Genomic DNA, 16708 nt, shown 5'->3' on the forward strand with positions numbered 1-16708 from the left:
CCTTCGCAGGGAACCGGGGTGATGGGCGGGGTGGCGGGTGCCTTGAACAAGGCCTTCGAGGAGAAGCGCAACAAGGACACGTTCGGGTAGTGCCCGGTGCGGTGGGGGGTGGGTACGGAGGACGTGAGGTGCCTCTCTCGTCCCTGTACGTCCCCCGCTCACGGGGGCTATAGGCGGCGCCATGAGCCTGCCCTCCCCACGCCCGTTGTCCGCGGATGAAGTAGCGAGCCTCAATGCGAGCATCCCCCTCCAGTTCGGGGACTACCTGGGTCCTCTCCCGGAGGGCGTGCCCGCTGTCCGGGGGCCGGTGCACCTGCCCGACTTCGAGCAGGACGGCTCCTGCCTCATCCTGGGAGACCTCCAGGTCGAGGGGCTCCTGGTCAACCCTCCGCACACGAGCCTCATCGTCACCGGTTCGCTGCGCGCGGGCACGGTGCTCACGATGGGCAAGCTCGTCGTGCTGGGAGACATGGTGGTCGGAGACATGTACGGCAACTCGTTCAGCAACGAGGTGTGCGTGGTGAAGGGGAGCCTCTCCGTGCGGTGCCTGCTGGAGAAGGGGCACTCCTTCGAGACGCTGGGCCGCCTGTCGGCGGAGGCGGCCCTGTCGCTGAGCAACGTCATCTCCGCCCACGGTGGGGTGGAGGCCGGAGTGGCGGCCCTGAGGGGCATGAACGACGACGAGCGCCGCCGCGTCCTCGATGCCTCGCTGTTCGACGATGAAGGCAACCTCTCGGAGCCGCGTATCGTCGCCCGTCTTCGAGCGGCCCTGCCCCTGCTGCGGGCCGCCTGAGCGTCGACGTGCGCGCGCAGGCGGAGCGGTAGCGGCGCGCCGCGCTCCCTCGTGGGGGTGAAGCCTCCGCGCTCACCAGGCGATGCGCTCGCCCCGGAAGTCGAAGAAGCTGCCGCTGTCCGGCAGGGTCAAGCGGTCGAGCACCGCGAGCAGCCCCGCGGCCGACTCGGATACCTGCGTCGGCGCGCTCGAGCCGCCCATGTCCGTCTGCACCCAGCCGGGACTGATGGCCACCGCGATGAGTCCCTCGCCGCGCAGGTCCTGCGCGAGCGAGCGCATGGCCATGTTCAGCGCCGCCTTCGACATCCGGTAGCCGTAGCTTCCGCCCGACGTGTTGTCCGCGATGGAGCCGAGCCCCGAGCTGAGGCTCGCGATCTTCGCCCCCCGCGTCTCGCGCAGCCGTGGCAGCAACGCGCGCGTCACCCGCAGTGTGCCGAGCGCGTTCACCTGTAGCATCTGCAGCGCGTCTTCGAGCGAGACGCCCTCGATGTCGTCGCGCCGGGTGCGCAGGCCCGCGTTGTTGATGAGCAGGTCCACCGGCCCCGTCAGCGCCGCGGCGAACGCGCGCACGCTCTCGTCGCTTGCCACGTCGAGGGCGTGCACGTGCAGCCGGCCGCCGGAGGCTCCCGCGAGGCCGGTGAGCTCCCGGGCCTGCGCCGCGTCACGGGCGCCTGCGTGCACGGTGTTGCCACGCGCGAGGGACTGCCGGGTGAGTTCGAGGCCGATGCCGCGGTTGGCGCCAGTGATGACGAGGTTCATGGGGCCCGACCCTAGACCGAACCGCCCCGTTGTCGCGTCTGGCGCAGCGGGCTCGCGCACACGAAGAGGCCCCGCCTCCCCGGGTGCGCCGGAGAAGGGGGGCCCCGAACGTCGGTCGGCTACTGGCCGTCGAGCTTGCCGTCCAGGTTCCGGTCGAGCGCGATGCGCGTGCCGGAGCCCGGAGGTGCCGCGGTGAAGGTCACCTCCTGGCCCAGGGTGTTCGCCAGCGCGCGGAGGGCCGTGGTGGTGAGGTTGGCGGTGCCGTCGTCGGGCTTCCACGTGCCGGCCACGCGGTCGAACAGGAAGCCCTTCACGCGGGTGCCGATGGCGGCCTTCGCCACCAGGTCGGCCTCATACGTGGCGCCGCCGAGGACCTTCGACACGAACGGCGCCTTCGCGCGGGCCATCAGCAGGTCGATGCGCGGACCCACCGCGGAGGCGTTCGTCGACGTGAGCGTCACCTGCTGACCGACGATGGGCGCCAGGTCGGAGTCCACCGCCATCATGTAGGCCTCCACGCCACGGCGATCCGTGTCGTTCCGGAAGCCCACCAGGGGCCCACCGATGCTGGTGTTGGCGAAGACGATGGCGCTGAAGAAGCGGAACATCGTGTCCACCGCGCCGTCGTGCGTGAAGCCGAAGCCGCGGATCTGGTCGCCCATGGGCCCGGTGTCCGGGTGCTGGAAGAAGCTGTTGTCGGGGAAGCCGAACATGCCGATCTTCGTGTACATGTTGCGCACGTGGGGAATCTTCATGATCTGGCTGATCCCCTCGAAGCTCGAGTGGCCGTCGGTGCCGAAGAAGCCCTGCGCGGCGTCGATGGCGTGACAGCCGTTGCAGTTGAAGCCGGTGTTGGTGCCAATCGCCAGGCCGTCCACGCGGCGGCTGCCGAAGAAGAAGTCGCGGCCGGCCGCCTGCGTCGAGGTGAGCGAGTTGTCCAGGTTGCGGATGGGATTCGGCGGCAGCTGCACCTGGAGCTGGAAGTTCGTGAACTTGTTCATCTCCGCCTCGGTGGGTTGATCCGCGCGGCCGAGCAGCCCTGGGAAGGCGACGACGAAGTTCTTGAATGACAGGGCCTCGTCATACGCGCCCGCGCCGAAGAAGCCGGTCGAACGGTCACCGCGCCAGTGCATGGCGCCCGAGGTGGACATGCCGCGCAGGGTCTGCGTCGTCATGGGCCCCTTCATCGGGTGGAAGGAGTTCTGGTTGCCGGTGCCGTTGATGTCCGAGCTCGGGTGGCCGGTGAGCAGGCGGAACGCGCCAATCTCCAGGCTGCTCGCGAGGCGCTTGTCGATGGTGTTGGTCGTCACCGCGTCGTCCGGATTGCCCAGGTCCCAGGCGAGCTCGTCCTTGTCGCCGAAGACGTGGCAACTGGCGCAGGACGCCTCGCCGTTGGCCGAGGAGAAGTTCGCGTCGTAGAGGAACGGACGGCCCTGCACGACGGAGTCGGGCTCGGGGTTGTAGAGCGCCGCCGAGGCCACCTGGCTCTTCGTGGCGAGGTCGATGACCTTCACCGCGTTGTCGAAGCGGGTCATCACGTAGAGGCGGTTGCGTGCCTCGTCCAGCACCAGGCCGCTGGGGCCGCCGCCGCTCACCGGGATGTAGTTGGCGCTCGCCGTCCGGGGGTTGAAGGTGTCCGCCTCCAGCGCCGCGGTGTCGAAGACGCCGACCTTGCTCGAGCTGAACGCGGCCACGTACAGCTTCGCGCCGTCACCTGAGAGGGCCATCTCCGTGGGGGTGGAGAGGCTGTGGTTCCGGGCCGTGGGGTCGAAGCCGGGGGAGCCCGCCAGCTTCGAATAGTCGAGGTGCTTGTTCAGGTGGCGCGGCGTCACCGACGTCCCCTTGATGACGGTGATGCGCATCTTCGCGATGTTGCCCTGCACCGTGCTGCCACCGAAGGCGCCGGGGCCCTCGAAGCGGGTGAGGTTGTTGGCGTCGCTGTTGGTCGCGTACACCACGCCCGTCTTCGGGTTGACGGCCAGGTTGAAGACGGTCGTTCCCACGCCCGTGTAGAACGCCTTCTGTTGCAGGCCGTCCGCGTCGATGGCGAAGACGTCCTTGTCCGGCAGGTTGAAGCGCACGCCGTTGTTCCAGTTGCGGCCAAGCGTGTCCTCCCAGCGGCTGAGGGCACTGTTCCACTTGACGATGAGGCCCGTCTCCGGCGCCTTCGCGCCCTCGGCGTTCGTGGACGGACCGGGCAGGCCGCCCAGGAAGAGGTTGTTGCCCCACGGGAACGTGTCCGGCTGGACCAGACACACGCCCGCGTTGCCGAAGCCGTCACACACGCTGTCCATGTTGATGGTCGTCGTCCGGTTGCCGGACTGGGCGATGGCCGCGTAGACCGTCTTCTTGTCCGGGCTGACGGCGAGGGCCCGCGGCGTGTCGCCGAAGAGCGTCAGGATGCGGACGGGCGTGCCGCCCAGCGTCGTCCCCAGGGACGCGGGGTTGAAGACCCAGATGTCCGCGCGGCCCACGCCCGGCGTGGTGAGCTGCGGATCCCCCGCGCCGGGCACGGCGGCGATGGACGGATCCGTGCGCTGCTGGCCGCGGTGCGAGGTGGTGATGAATGCATGGCCGTTGGCGCCGGCGAACACGACGTCGCGCGGCTCGTCACCCACGAGGAGCGTGCGCACCACGTGCGGCGTGCCGCTCACGCTCACCACGCTGATGCTGTCGGACAGGTGGTTGACCACCCAGACCTCGGTGTTGCTGCGCGCGGCGACCGACACCGGCTCCAGGCCCACCGGCACCTCGGCGACGAGCGACAGGCCCCCGCTGGTGACGTTGAAGACCTCCAGGCGGTTGTCCGGCGTGTTGACGGCGAACAGCTTCGTCCCGTCCGGAGAGAGGGCCAGCGGGCGCACGTGCGCGCTCTCGAACTCGATGAACGAGGGCGCCTGGGCAGCGGCACGGGAGGAGACGACCAGCGACACGGCGGCGCACAGCAGACCGGCTCGCGCGCGCCACCGGTTCTTGCTCGTGCCCACTTGCGGGGTACGGACCATCGGGACCTCCTGGGGGAACAGGGAATCGTTGCGCACCCGGAATTACCAGGATGCGCTGCGACATCGCCCCCACCGAAAGGAGGGGGAAAGGAGGGGAAGGCGCGGGGGCGCACGCACCACGGGTGTGTTGATGCGTCGCGTTGTCATTCATTCATGACGCGTCGCATCCCCCATGGCCTGTCGCTGCGTGCGTCAAAGTCCCGGTCTGCGCACGCACCGCCCGTGGTCTACTTGGCACTGCAATTGGTCGCAGGGGGGACGTGCCCATGCCGAGCTCTCGAAATGCTCCGGGGAGCCCTTTCGCGCCAGCGCCCGCCGTGGAGCGCCCGGCGCCGCTGGGTGACCCGCTCTCGCACCTGCTGCCGACGAAGCTCTCGCCGCCACAGACGGCGTCGGTGCTCGTGTCGCGGAGCGCGATGCTCCGGAAGATCGACCGGGGTGTCGGCGGCAAGCTCGTGCTGGTGACCGCGCCGCTGGGCTCGGGCAAGACGACGCTGCTGACGCAGTGGTACCGCGAGGTGCGTGGGTCGCGGTTGCTCGCGTGGCTGTCGCTCGACGAGCGCGACAACGCGCCCGAGCGCTTCTTCTCGTACCTCGTTGGGGCCATCCGCCGCACGGCCCCGGAGTTCGACGCGTACATCGCGAGCCCATTGGATGAGCATGTGGCGCTCCCGCTCGACCATGCGACGACGGTGGTGCTGCGGAGTCTGTGGAACCTGGGGCGCGAGCTCGTCGTGGTGATCGACGACTTCCACGTGCTGCGGGAGCGCTCGCTGGTGCGGGCCTTCTCGTACCTGCTGGACCACGCTCCGCCGCACGTCCATTGGATCGTCTCGTCGCGCAGCCCGCCCGAACTGGACCTGGCGAAGCTGAAGCTCACCGAGCAGTTGGTGACGCTCGACAGCCGCGACCTGAGCCTGGATGGGGAGGCCATCCACGAGCTGGGCCAGCGCCTGTGCGGCGCCGCGCTCGCGCCCGAGGACGTCGAGTACCTGCGCGCGCGCACCGAGGGCTGGGTGGCCGGCGTGAAGCTGGCCCTGCTGACGGCGGGCGAGCACGCCAGCGTGAGCGACGCGCTCCGCAAGGCCATCGGCTCCAACCACGACGTGGCGAGGTACCTGGCGGACGTGGTGCTGCGCGAGCAGACGGAGGAGGTGCACGCGTTCCTGGTGCTGAGCTCGGTGGTGGATCGGCTCAACGGGGAGCTGTGCAACGCGCTCCTGGGCATCACCCACGGGGCGGCGCTGCTGGCGGGGCTGGAGCGGGCGCAGTTGTTCATCCAGTCGCTCGACACGCAGCACCAGTGGTACCGCTACCACCCGCTGTTCCTCGACTTCCTGCGCACCCAGCTCGCGTGCACGTATGGCGACCGCATCCCCTGGCTGCACCGTGCGGCGAGCGCGTGGTTCGCCGAGCACGCGATGCCCGACGAGGCCCTGCCGCACGCGTTCGCCTCGGGGGACCGGGGCTGGTGCCTGGAGCTCACGGTCCGCTGCGTGGAGGCGTGGATGCGCGAGGGCGAGATTGCCTCCGTGCTCCATTGGACGACGAAGCTGACGGAGGAGGAGACCCTCCGCTCACCGGCCATCTGCGTGGCGCACATCGCGTGCCTCATCCTGTCCCGCCGCTTCGCGCCTGCCTCCCTGGCCCTGCGAGGCGCGCAGCGCCGGCTCCAGACGGCGACGTCCGACCCGGAGCGCGAGCGGCTGTCGCGGCAGCTCTCCCGGCTCGCGCTGCTGCACGCCGTCCTGTCGGACTCGGCCCCGGGCTCCGGCCTCGAGCTGGAGGCGTCCCCGGGGGACGAGGACCCGGACGTCTTCATGGCGGGCGCGGCGCTGGCGGCGAAGGCGTACCAGGCGCTCCGGCTGAACCGGTTCAATGCGATGCGCCGGCTCGCGTTGATCGCGCGCGAGACGCTGGGGCTGAACAACCCGTACATGGTGGGCTACACGGACGTCCTCATCGCGCTGGCGGACCGGGCGCAGGGCCACATGAAGGACGCGTCGGACCGGTGCGAGGCGGCGTTCGAGCGCGCGAGCCGCGGACGGCGCAACCCGGTGTGGGTGAACGCGGCGACGGCGCTGGCCACCACCCGCTACGATCAGAACCGGCTGGACGAGGCGGAGGCGCTCTGCATCGAGGTCCTGCCACTGCTGTCCCAGGCGACGGTGTTCGAGACCTTCGCGATGGCCTACCTGGTGCTGGCCCGCATCAAGGCGATTCGAGGCAAGTACGCGGAGGCCTCGCAGTTGCTGGACTACCTGCACAGCGTGCTCGAGTGCGGGCACCAGACGCGCTTCCTGGCCCATGTCTGCGGCGAGAAGATCCGCCTCGGCTTGATGGAGCAATCCCCCGCGCGGATGAAGGCGGTGGCGCAGGAGTTCGGCCTGGGCGAGCGCATGCGCCGGGGTGAGTGGAGCGAGCGGCGCTTCTACGACGAGACCTGGGAGCAGCTGGGGGTGGCGCAGGCCTGGGTGTTGATGGCGCGCGGGCGGCACGACCGGGCGCACGGGCTGCTGGAGACGCTGCGGGCCAGCGCGCATGACGCGGGCTGCGTGGCCCGGGAGACGGCGCTGCAGGCCGCGCTGGCGGTGTGTCACTGGCGCGCCGGAGACCCCACGGCGGCGTTCGCCGCGGTGAACCGGGGGTTCGCGCTGGTGCCACGGTTCGGCTTCAGCCGGGGTGTGTTCGACGAGACGCCGGGGCTGCAGGAGGTCATCGTCGCGGCCGCCACGCAGCGCAAGCTGAGCCACGTGCTGCCGGCCCGGTACACCGAGCGGTACCAGGACCTGCTGTCCCTGGGCCGCGGCGGGCCGGCCGGGCTGGCGGCATTGCCCCGCGCGCCGCAGGAGCCGCTCACCGAGCGGGAGCTCCAGATGATCAAGCTGCTGGCCCAGGGGCTGAGCAACCAGGAGATCAGCGAGCGCTCCAACGTGGCGCTCTCCACCACGAAGTGGCACCTGCGCAACGTGTTCGCGAAGCTCGACGTGACGACGCGCACCGCAGCCATCGTGAAGGCGCGGGAGCGGCTGGAGCGCAACCTCTGAGGGCGTCAGGGACCTTCCACGACGGTCTCCTCCTTCCTGGAAGGGCGCTCGAGGAAGCCGACCTTCGCGGGCACTGGTCTTGGAAAGCTGTCGGGGAGGCGCGGCGGCTCCTCGGATTTTTGACGCACGGGCGGGACGCACGGCAGGCGCGGTCGCTCTGGCCGCGAGCAGGACAGTCCACGGCGCGCCGGTTGCAGACCGTGCGCCCATGACCTCGAATCGCATGCGAAGCGTAGTGATGGCGCTGGCCCTCGGTTCTCTCGTAGGCGCGTGCTCGACGGGCGGGAGCATTCCCGGTCCCTCGGGTGCCGACGACACGCAGGGAACCCTGGCGAGCCTGGGCTATCAACAGGTCACCCTGCGGAGCTTCGGCTACTGGGGCGGCTCCTTCACGTGGGTGGCACCTGGCGAGGCGCTGACTCGCGAGCAGGTCGACGCGCTCGCCGGGCTCGAACTCATCCCGGGGAATGCTGACTGCTGGGAGGACATCCAGGAGTACGAGCTGGTGATGGTGGATGCGGCGGGACAGGAGCGGCGGGTCGTCACCAACGAGCGCAATGCCGGCTGCGGCACGCAGGAGATGCTCGACTACGAGACCCTGAAGCCGCTCCTCGCCACGCTGCAGTGCGTGGGGACGGAGCAGGCTTCCGCGCAGCTCTCCGGGGCGCGGACGGTGCAGGCTGGCGACGGCTGCCAGCACGGCTTCTTCTCCTACCGAGACGAGCCGCCGCGCTGGGTGAAGGTGGCGCCCGCGAGCGAAGGCGGCCCGCACACCTTCGAGCTGCTGCACTGCGAGGGCAAGACGACCGGCCTCGAGCTCTTCGACGAGGCGGGCGCGGTACTGCTCGCGCAGAGCCACGCGGACGGCAGCTCGGCGTCGGCGTGCGCGAAGCTCACCCACCCGCTGGAGGCAGGCCAGCGCTACTCCCTGCGGGTGACGAGCCAGGCCGTGTCCATGGGCGGGCACGTGAACCTGGTGGTCCGCCGCGACTGAGGGGCGGCGCGAGCCAGGCCCTGGGTGCGCGGTGAATCAGGCGAGGCAGCCGGCGAGCACGAAGCCCGTCGGAGTCCGCGCTAAATCCACTCGCGAAAACGCCGCGTATCCCCCTGTAGCCAGTCAGTGATGCGGGGGGACGCGGCTGGCCCTGCACCCTCCCCCCTGGGAGTCGAAGATGAAACGGATGATGAGGGGGACTTTCGCAGTGGGCGCGCTCGCACTGGCGTTCTCGAACCTGGCGTGGGCCGGCAATCAGGTGGCGACGCTGCGCATCGCGCCGGGCTCCAACGTGTGCCTGCTCCAGGACGAGTCGGCCATCAACTCGGTGTTCGCCGCGGGCACCGTCCAGACGAGGCCCGACGGCTCGCGGCCGCCCGTGCGGTTCCGGCTGCGGCGGAGCCTCATCGGACAGCCGGGGACGTTCTCCAATGCGGCCGAGGAGGTGACGACGGACTTCTCGTTCGGAGCGGACTCCGTCACCCGGCCCAACCTGGTGCCGGGCACCTTCCGGCTGTGCGCGCTCAACCCGGAGTCCGTCGCAGTCAGCGCGAAGCTGGACCTGCGGACAAGCTGAAACCACGCCGCGTCCGTGGAGGCTCGGACCACCACGACCGGTTTCGGCCACTTCCCATGAGGGGGGCCATGGCGGTTCGAGCCTCAATGCCTGCTGCTCATCGCGCTGCTGTCCGTCACGTTCACGGCCCTCTTCGCCGCCCACTCGCGGAGGCCGCTGACCTCCGCGCGTGGGCGAAGCAGGTCCGGCAGGGTAGGGGAGCGACCCCTTCCGCCATGAAGGAGACTTCAATCCCATGCATGGGTTTGCTTGCATCGCGGGTAGGCGGCAGCGCACCGTGAAGCTCTCACCCAGATGGCAGGAATCATGAGCAAGTTCTTGAGGTTCCTGCTGGCTGCCATTGCCGTGGTCACACTTGCCCCGGTCGCTTCGGCCCGTGCGGAACCGTGTGAGACCGCCTGTACCTGCGCGACTCCTTGCAGCATGGCCTGTACCCATGAGCAGGGTGGGGTGATCAACTGTGCAAGGTGGGGAGGAGACTGCATCGGGGCCTGCTTCAGCCCCGAGCCAACGGCTTCGGTGGCCGTCCGGGAAGAGGGCCCGGAGGACGCAACGTCCGCGCAGGTCTGCAGTGAGGAGCATCAGGACCAGGAAAGCTCCGCCTCCGTCGAGAGCTGAGCCAGGTCCTCCGAGGCCGGCCAGGAACGGGCCGCACCGCTCTCCAGGGCTTTGCGCCGCGTCATCCTGGCCGGGTGAGGCCTTGCCCTGAGGCATTCAGGGCAGGGCGCGAGAAGCGCTTCATTCCGGGCATGGGGACGCCGTTGGGGCATCAGAGCATGGGAGAGAAGGGCTTCTTGAGGGTCAGCGTGAGGCCGACCTCCCGGCCATACGGGATGCGGCCCATCAGGTCCCGCCGGTCCTCGAACGGAAAGCTGAAGCGGACGCCCACGGAGCCGTAGACGAGGCCGAGGAAGGGCGCCAGGTGGAGCGACGTCGTGGCCTGATGGACCGTCGTCCCCGTCTCGTGGGCCACGCCTGCCTCCAGGCCGAGGAACAGGAAGGTGCCCTGGACTCCGCCACACAGCCGCGCGTGGTCGCCGTCCATCCACTGGGCCTGTCCGAAGACGCCCACCGCGCCCGACTTGAAGGACTGCATGCTGTTGTTGTGCATCGCCAGGTTGAGCGTGGACTCCAGTCCCACGCCCCAGGCGGTGTCCTCCTGGCGGCGGCTCACGCTCAGCAGCGGTCCCACCGTGAACCAGGGCTGCGGGGAGCCATCCTCCGGCGGCGTGGCCGGGACGACCAGGGTGAGCAGGGCGAGAGCGTTCATCGTGCCAGGATACGCGAGGGCCTTCACCGCGCCTTGTCTCCACTCCAGACACTGTCCGTGCTCCTCCCCCGTAGCGCATGAAACCCACGAGGTGCCATGGCCAGGCTCCAGCACGGCCCCCTTCCGCGGCCCTCCTCGTCCCCCCTGCTTCAGCCCGCCACCCTCAACAGAGTCCCTCTCCGTCCGAACCCGGTGACGCGACCCACCGGGGCGCTTTTCGAACCGGTGGGGTCGTGCGCCGGTGAGGGCTGGGAAACGCAGGCCGTGCTCGAACTCGGGTCTCCCGCGGCGAATGAACGTGTGAGGGCGGCGTGACGCCGGCCTCGCTTCGCTAGCGGGAGAAGACCCATGACATGCATGCACTGGCGTGTTGCCACCACGCAGCGGGAAATCGATGACGCGGCTCGCATCCGCTGGGCTGTCTTCGGCGGAGAGCTGGGATTGCTGTCGGGGCAGCCGTCGCCGTCACGGCGGGAGGTGACGTGCCTCGACACGCTCGACACCACGTTGCACCTGCTCGTCTATGCCGGCACCGAGCCCGTGGCGACGCTGCGGCTGTTGTTGCCCAACCCGGAGGTGGCGGCGAGCCTGGGCGGGACGGTGGGGATCGACCTGGAGCAGCGGGTGGACCTGTCGGGGGTGATCCGGCCGGAGATGGTGATCGCGGAGCCCTCGCGCTTCTGCGTGCTGGAGCCGTGGCGGCGCTCCGAGGCCGTCACGTGGCTGCAGGCGGGCCTCTACGTGGAGAGCCGGCGGCGCGGGGTGACGCACCTGATCGCATCCGCGAACCTGGACACGGACTCGCACGAGGACGCGCTGCTGTCGTGGCGGGTGGCGGCCTCCCGGGGATGGCTGAGTCCGCGCTGGCGGGTGGAGGTGCCCGACCCGTGGCAGGCCCCCGCGCATCCCCGCAGTCCCTTCTACACGCCGGAGGAGCGGGCGAAGGCGGAGCAGGGGGCGTTGGACGGACTGCGGCTGCCCAGGGCGCCCTCGCTCTTCGCCCGGTCACTGGGGGCGCGCTTCATCGCGGAGCCGCTCTTCGACACGTACTTTCATTGGTTCACGCTGCCGCTCATCATCGCGCTCGATGAGGTTCCGGCGGACTCCGTCGCGCGCTTCCTCGCGCTGGAGAACGGCGCGCGCCCCGCCGTCTAGGCCTGGGGCGGTTCCTTCCTTCCCTTCACCTTCAACACACAGCAACCGGGAGCCCCACGCGCCCCGGACGGGAGACGTACGTGCAAACACAGACGGAGAGTCAGGCGGGGACGAAGTGGGTGGCGGTGCTGGACGAGGAGGCGCGAGGGCTGGTAGCGGCCGTGGATGCGCATCCCGACGCCAGCCGCCTCTTCAACGGCACCATCGATGCGGCGGGCTATATCCACTACCTCATCCAGACGTATCACTATGCCCGCTGGAGCACGCCGATCCTCGGCGAGGCGGGGGAGCGGTTGAAGCGGTCGGGACGGCACCCGGAGCTGGCGGAGTTGTTGATCCAGAAGGGGGAAGAGGAGCGGGGGCACGAGCTGTGGTTGCTGTCGGACCTGAAGAACCTGGGGTGCCCGCGGGAGCAGGTGGAGGCGGCGACGCGGAGCCCGGCGGTGGATGCCTATACGGGGTGGAACTTCTTCACGTCGCGCTCGGGCGTGCCGACGGCGGTGCTGGGGACCGCGTACGTGCTGGAGTACCTGTCACAGACGCGGGCCGGCGTGGGGGCGGAGCGGCTGCAGGCTGTGGCTGCCATTCCCAACATCCACAAGTCGGTGACGTTCCTGCGCAGCCACGGGGCGCTGGACGGAAACCACGTGGCGGAGATGGCGAAGATCCTGGGGCGGCTGACGGACCCGGAGGAGCAGGCGGCGATCCTCTTCTCGGCCCGGGCCACCCGGAGCATCTACCCGGGCATCTTCCGGGAGGGCCACCCCCTCGCGAAGTAGAGACAAGAGGCCGCCCCTTCCGGACGCGGGGGCGCGCCTGTTCCCTCAGACGGGCTTGTTGAAGCGGGCGGCCAGGTAGAGGAGGTCCATGCGGCTGTCGATGCCCAGCTTCTCGCGGATGTTTCGCACGTGGGTATCCACGGTATCGACGGCGATGACGAGCTCACTGGCGATCTGCTCGCTGGACCAGCTGCGGAGCAGGTACTTCGCGATGTCGGCCTCGCGACGGGTGAGCTTGCGCCTCATGTCCACGGGGAGCGGGATGGACATGGGGAGCTCGTTCATCACGAGGGCCCATTGCCGCGGGCCCTCGCCGGCGGGCAGCTCGATGAACCGGACCGTGCGGTAGCCCTCCGGCTGTTGGGAGAACCAGACGTTCTTCTCGAGCCGCGAATCCGCGTCCATGCGAACCAGGGCATCCAGCCGCTCCTTGAGAGGGAGGGGAAGTCCAGAGGCGTGGAGGTCGGAGGGCGCGAACCACCGCTCCAGGAGGACGGCGGCGTGCTTGGAGCGCAGTACCTCGCGGGAGGGAAGCTCCACGACGACATACGCGGTGCCAGGGCGGCCGTGGAGCTCTTCGAGGAGGTGGGAGCCGGTGGTCATGGTCTGGAGGTCAGCGCAGTTGCGCACCGCGTTCACCAGGTGCTGGGTGAGGCTGGAGAGGACGGTGGCGCATCGGGAGGAGAAGGCGCGGCGCCGGGTCCGGTAGAGCGCGAGGGCGCCGAGGAAGTCGGGGCGGATGGGGAGGAGGACGGCCATGACGTGCTCCAGGCCCAGCCCCAGCTCCCGGCTGCGTTGGTAGAGGAGGCTGTGTTCATACTCCCTGCGAGGGAGCATCTCCTCATCGAGGATGACCTCGTTGGGCCGGGCGAAGATGGGGGCCCGGACGAAGTCATGGTCGGACACGCTGGCGTACTGCTCGAGCAGGGGGATGGGGTGGCCCGGGACCAGCCATTGGAAGTCGAGGACAGGCGTGGTCCGCATGAGGCACAGGGCCACGGAGTCGGACGGAGCGAGCTCGAGGAGGGGCGCTCGCGCGGCTTCGAGGACCTGGGGGAAGGACAGGGAGCTGTTGAGCGCCAAGATGACCTTGTCCCTGAGCATGTGCTCGTGGGTATTGAGATTCATTGAACCGGACATCCGCCCTCCCGGGGTAGGCCACGCTGTAGCCTGGCACGTGGCGACCCCCCATCCATAGGCACGGACTGAAATCCTGTCCCTCACTCTTCCGGGGGATTGACAGCGGAGGGCGGTTTGCGCAAGCAGGTGCCAATGATTCGCAATCTGTTGATGTCTGTCTTCCTGGTGCCCACGGCTGCGCTCGCGACCCCTGTCGCCGAGGAGCCCCTCTCCGGCGCCGCCAGCGATATCCCCGCCCTCCAGCAGTCCCGTCCGGCGGACACGGCCGCGGACGCCCCACACGCCGACGCGCCGCCCGCGGAGGCCGTGACGCCGCCGGCCCCGGAGCGCCCGGTGCTCTCCTTCGCGGAGGCGAAGGAACAGTACGAACTGCGGCACATCGGCTTCGACGACTACGTCGTGACGGCGGTGAGCCCCTGGATGGCAGGAAATGGCGGCGTGTCGATGCGTCCTCCGAAGACACTCGGCCGTTGGAGCATCCCCTACGAGGGGAAGCACAAGAAGCCGCTGGAGGGCGTGGGGTTCTACGAGAAGCTGGGCAGGGCGGACCTGGTGGCGGCGTACCAGTCCAACGTGCGCAAGAAGGTCGTCATCGGGGTCGTGGGCGGAGCGACGATGGTGGCGGGGATGGGCCTGGTCCTCGGGGGGCTGGGGCCCAGGGACGAGGACTGCGACATCGGCCGGCCCGACTTCAGCGCCTGTATCCGGCGCAACCTGGATCGCGGCGACAAGCGGCTCACGCTGAGCATGGTCGGCATGGGCGTCGGGCTGGTGGGCGTGGGCGTCCTCACCTATGGCGTGTGGCTCAACCCGCATCCCATTGAGCCCTACCAGGCGCGAGAGCTGGCGGACGGCTACAACCAGCAGCTCCAGGGGGAGCTGGGACTGTCTGAGGACCCCGCCCGCACGCCCCAGACGCGGAAGTTCCCGGGCCTCATCCAGGCGAGCCTGTCCCCCACGGTGGGCCCGGACGGAGGCGGCTTGCAGCTGAACGGCGTGTTCTGAGGCCCGAAAACACGAAGGCCGGTGGTTCCTGGAGGGAACCACCGGCCTTGTCTTCTTCAGAGCGGCGGAAGGGATTCGAACCCTCGACCCCGAGCTTGGGAAGCTCGTGCTCTACCAACTGAGCTACCACCGCAGGCGAAGCGAGGCCCAAAGTAGGGGCGGGCCTCGGGCTTGTCAATCAGAACCGGGGCTACTCCCCCTCCTCGACTGTCAGCTGGTAGGAGTCCTGGAAGTTGGCCTCGCGGTTGCGCGCGTCCCGCACCTCGAAGAGGTACACGCCCGGCTCGGCGCTGAAGCGGATGGTCTCCGGCTGGTCGCCCTTGGCCCGGTCAGACGTCTGCACGAGGGTCAGCTTCCCGTCCGGCTGGACGCGGTGCAGGTACAGCCCCACGTCCACCTTCAGGATGCCCAGCAGGGTGGCCGTGAGGGACGTGCGCACCGGCCGGTCGGACAGGTCCACCCGGAAGTAGTCCACGTCCTTCGCCGGGTACACCGTGCCGCGCACCGCCTTGCCCAAGGTCAGGTCCTGCGCGCGCTCGGCGCTGTTGTTGGGCTCGCGCTCCTCGCTGCCGTTGTCCGGCACCGTGGTGACGGTGATGCGGTAGGGCTGGTCCGCGTTCTCGAAGTCCTTCACGAACTTGCCGCCCACCTTGCGGAAGGACCCCTCCACCCGGAAGTAGCAGGTGCCGCTGCAGGCGACGTTGTTCAGCCGCTCGGGCTCCTTGAGCGCGCCGTCGTTGGCCTTCAGGAGCACCGTCTCCTTCAGGCCGTCACCCTGCGGCGGCTCCACCATGGAGAGCGTCAGGTCCAACCGGTCCACGCCGGTCAGCTCCACCTTGGCCAGCACCGGCTCGCGCGCCGTCAGCACGAAGTGGTCCACGTCCGACTTGGGCGACAGGAAGCCCTCGCGGTAGCCCGCGCCCGTGAGCGGCGTGGCCTTGAGCAGCTCGTCGTTGGGCTCCAGCTCCGCGTGCGCTCCCGCCTCCTCCTGCGACACCGTCAGCGTGTACGGCACCTGCGCGTTGAAGGTGCGCCGCTGCGCCTTGCCCGTGCCCACCCAGCCGCCCTTCACCACCAGGTAGACGACCCGGTCCGTGGCCCGCACTCCGATGTTGCGCAGCGCCAGCGGCTCGCCCTCCTTGCCCTGCAGGGTGAACAGCGGCGCCTCCGCGGCGGACAGCACCGAAATCTCCGGACGCACCCCTTCCACCGCGGACAGCTCAATCTTCAGCGCGACCGATGGCACCTCGGGCGGCAGCGGCGCGCCCGCGTCCACCACCTGGGCGGCCACCGCCCCACCAATCTCTCCGGCGGGCGTGGGAGGCGTCTCCGAAGGCGCCGCGGGCGGCTCCCCCCCGGCGAACGTGCCTTCCGGGGCAGGGGAGGGCGCGGCGCTGTCGTCGACCACCGGCGTCTCGTCCGGCACCGACGGAGGCGGCGTGGCCGCACCCGTGGGAGCCGTGCCCGGGGCAGGCGGCGCCCCGCTGTCCTGCACGGGAGCCTCACCCTCCGGCGAACCCGCGCCGGGCAGCTCCACCCGATACCAGTCCTCGTCGCCCGAGTGCCCCAGGAACGCCGTCACCGTCTGCCCCAGCGGCAGGGCGGCGGCGTCCACGGCGCGGTCGTTCGGCTCGCGCTCCTCGCCGTCGTTGGGCTCGCGGAACTTCACCTCCAGGGTGTAGGCCCCGCCCATGCCCTTGCGCGCGGGCGACACCACCAGCCAGCGCTCCTTCTCCACGTAGAGGTTGGGGAGGCGCTCGCCCTTGCCCTCGCCGTCGCTGTTGACGCCCACCAGCCGGTTGCGGTCCTGGTCGTAGACGTCCAGCTTGATGTCCCCGCCCGGCAGGCCCGTCACCGTCACGTCCGCGATGCGCGGGGTGCCAGGGGCCAGCCGGTACCAGTCCTCGTCCAGCTTGTTGGGCTCCGCCGTCAGGCCCGCCGTCACCACGCTCGGGCGCGTGAGGGCCTGCGCCTGGTCGGGACGCTCGTTGGGCTCCTGTTCGGTGAGCGCCGAGGGCCCCGTCTCCACCACGCCCGCGTCCGGCTCCGGCGGCACGTCCTTCTTGCAGGCCGCCAGCCCCAGCCCCAGCACACAGACCCAGCCCCAACGTCGCATCACGTCTTCCTCCTCGGTCGCATCGCCTTGTCGGCCCGGGGGTGTCCGGGTGTCAAGCACCCCCAACC

At 69.9% G+C, this 16708-nt stretch carries 12 protein-coding genes and 1 tRNA gene; 7 read left to right on the plus strand and 6 right to left on the minus strand.

Annotation, left to right across the window (positions count from 1 at the left end):
• The first annotated feature begins 181 nt into the window (after positions 1–181).
• Positions 182–793: a hypothetical protein gene (locus D7V93_RS18010; protein ID WP_147451219.1), complete on the plus strand. Its 612-nt coding sequence runs from the start codon at positions 182–184 to the stop codon at positions 791–793.
• Between the two features lie 72 nt (positions 794–865).
• On the opposite strand, the gene D7V93_RS18015 is transcribed toward D7V93_RS18010, so the two are convergent.
• Both D7V93_RS18015 and D7V93_RS18020 read right to left on the minus strand, forming a co-directional pair.
• On the minus strand, positions 866–1552 hold the full coding sequence (locus D7V93_RS18015) for an SDR family oxidoreductase (protein WP_120644582.1): 687 nt from the start codon (positions 1550–1552) through the stop codon (positions 866–868).
• A 119-nt stretch (positions 1553–1671) separates the two neighbouring features.
• The gene (locus D7V93_RS18020) at positions 1672–4557 is read right to left on the minus strand and encodes a YncE family protein (RefSeq protein WP_120644583.1); all 2886 of its coding nucleotides are present in this window, start codon (positions 4555–4557) and stop codon (positions 1672–1674) included.
• A gap of 266 nt (positions 4558–4823) precedes the next feature.
• Between D7V93_RS18020 and D7V93_RS18025 the strand changes: the two genes are divergently transcribed.
• From D7V93_RS18025 to D7V93_RS18035, 3 genes are all read left to right on the plus strand, one after another.
• Positions 4824–7604, plus strand: coding sequence for a winged helix-turn-helix domain-containing protein (locus D7V93_RS18025; protein WP_244237361.1), 2781 nt, complete (start codon positions 4824–4826; stop codon positions 7602–7604).
• A 238-nt stretch (positions 7605–7842) separates the two neighbouring features.
• Complete coding sequence (locus D7V93_RS18030) at positions 7843–8598, plus strand: hypothetical protein (protein WP_120644584.1); 756 nt, start codon at positions 7843–7845, stop codon at positions 8596–8598.
• A gap of 187 nt (positions 8599–8785) precedes the next feature.
• Positions 8786–9175 carry a hypothetical protein gene (locus tag D7V93_RS18035; RefSeq protein WP_147451220.1) on the plus strand — a complete coding sequence of 130 codons (390 nt, stop codon included), beginning with the start codon at positions 8786–8788 and terminating at the stop codon, positions 9173–9175.
• A gap of 769 nt (positions 9176–9944) precedes the next feature.
• Here the strand turns inward: D7V93_RS18035 and D7V93_RS18045 are convergent.
• Positions 9945–10472, minus strand: coding sequence for a hypothetical protein (locus D7V93_RS18045; RefSeq protein ID WP_120644587.1), 528 nt, complete (start codon positions 10470–10472; stop codon positions 9945–9947).
• 321 nt (positions 10473–10793) lie between these two features.
• Between D7V93_RS18045 and D7V93_RS18050 the strand changes: the two genes are divergently transcribed.
• Together D7V93_RS18050 and D7V93_RS18055 are read left to right on the plus strand one after the other, a co-directional pair.
• Positions 10794–11600, plus strand: a complete 807-nt coding sequence (locus tag D7V93_RS18050; RefSeq protein ID WP_120644588.1) for a GNAT family N-acyltransferase — start codon at positions 10794–10796, stop codon at positions 11598–11600.
• Positions 11601–11680: 80 nt separating this feature from the next.
• The gene (locus D7V93_RS18055) at positions 11681–12379 is read left to right on the plus strand and encodes an iron-containing redox enzyme family protein (protein ID WP_120644589.1); all 699 of its coding nucleotides are present in this window, start codon (positions 11681–11683) and stop codon (positions 12377–12379) included.
• Between the two features lie 45 nt (positions 12380–12424).
• Here the strand turns inward: D7V93_RS18055 and D7V93_RS18060 are convergent, their stop codons facing one another.
• Entirely contained in the window at positions 12425–13507 is a 1083-nt protein-coding gene (locus D7V93_RS18060) for a response regulator transcription factor (RefSeq protein ID WP_167509474.1), read from the minus strand.
• A 144-nt stretch (positions 13508–13651) separates the two neighbouring features.
• Here D7V93_RS18060 and D7V93_RS18065 point away from each other — a divergent pair, with 144 nt between their 5' ends.
• On the plus strand, positions 13652–14524 hold the full coding sequence (locus D7V93_RS18065) for a hypothetical protein (RefSeq protein ID WP_120644591.1): 873 nt from the start codon (positions 13652–13654) through the stop codon (positions 14522–14524).
• 60 nt (positions 14525–14584) lie between these two features.
• Here the strand turns inward: D7V93_RS18065 and D7V93_RS18070 are convergent.
• Both D7V93_RS18070 and D7V93_RS18075 read right to left on the minus strand, forming a co-directional pair.
• Positions 14585–14657: transfer RNA gene (locus D7V93_RS18070), tRNA-Gly, on the minus strand.
• A gap of 57 nt (positions 14658–14714) precedes the next feature.
• Positions 14715–16640, minus strand: coding sequence for an ABC transporter substrate-binding protein (locus D7V93_RS18075; RefSeq protein WP_120644592.1), 1926 nt, complete (start codon positions 16638–16640; stop codon positions 14715–14717).
• Between the last annotated feature and the right edge of the window lie 68 nt (positions 16641–16708).

It is taken from the genome of Corallococcus llansteffanensis (genome assembly GCF_003612055.1).
Classification (GTDB): domain Bacteria; phylum Myxococcota; class Myxococcia; order Myxococcales; family Myxococcaceae; genus Corallococcus; species Corallococcus llansteffanensis.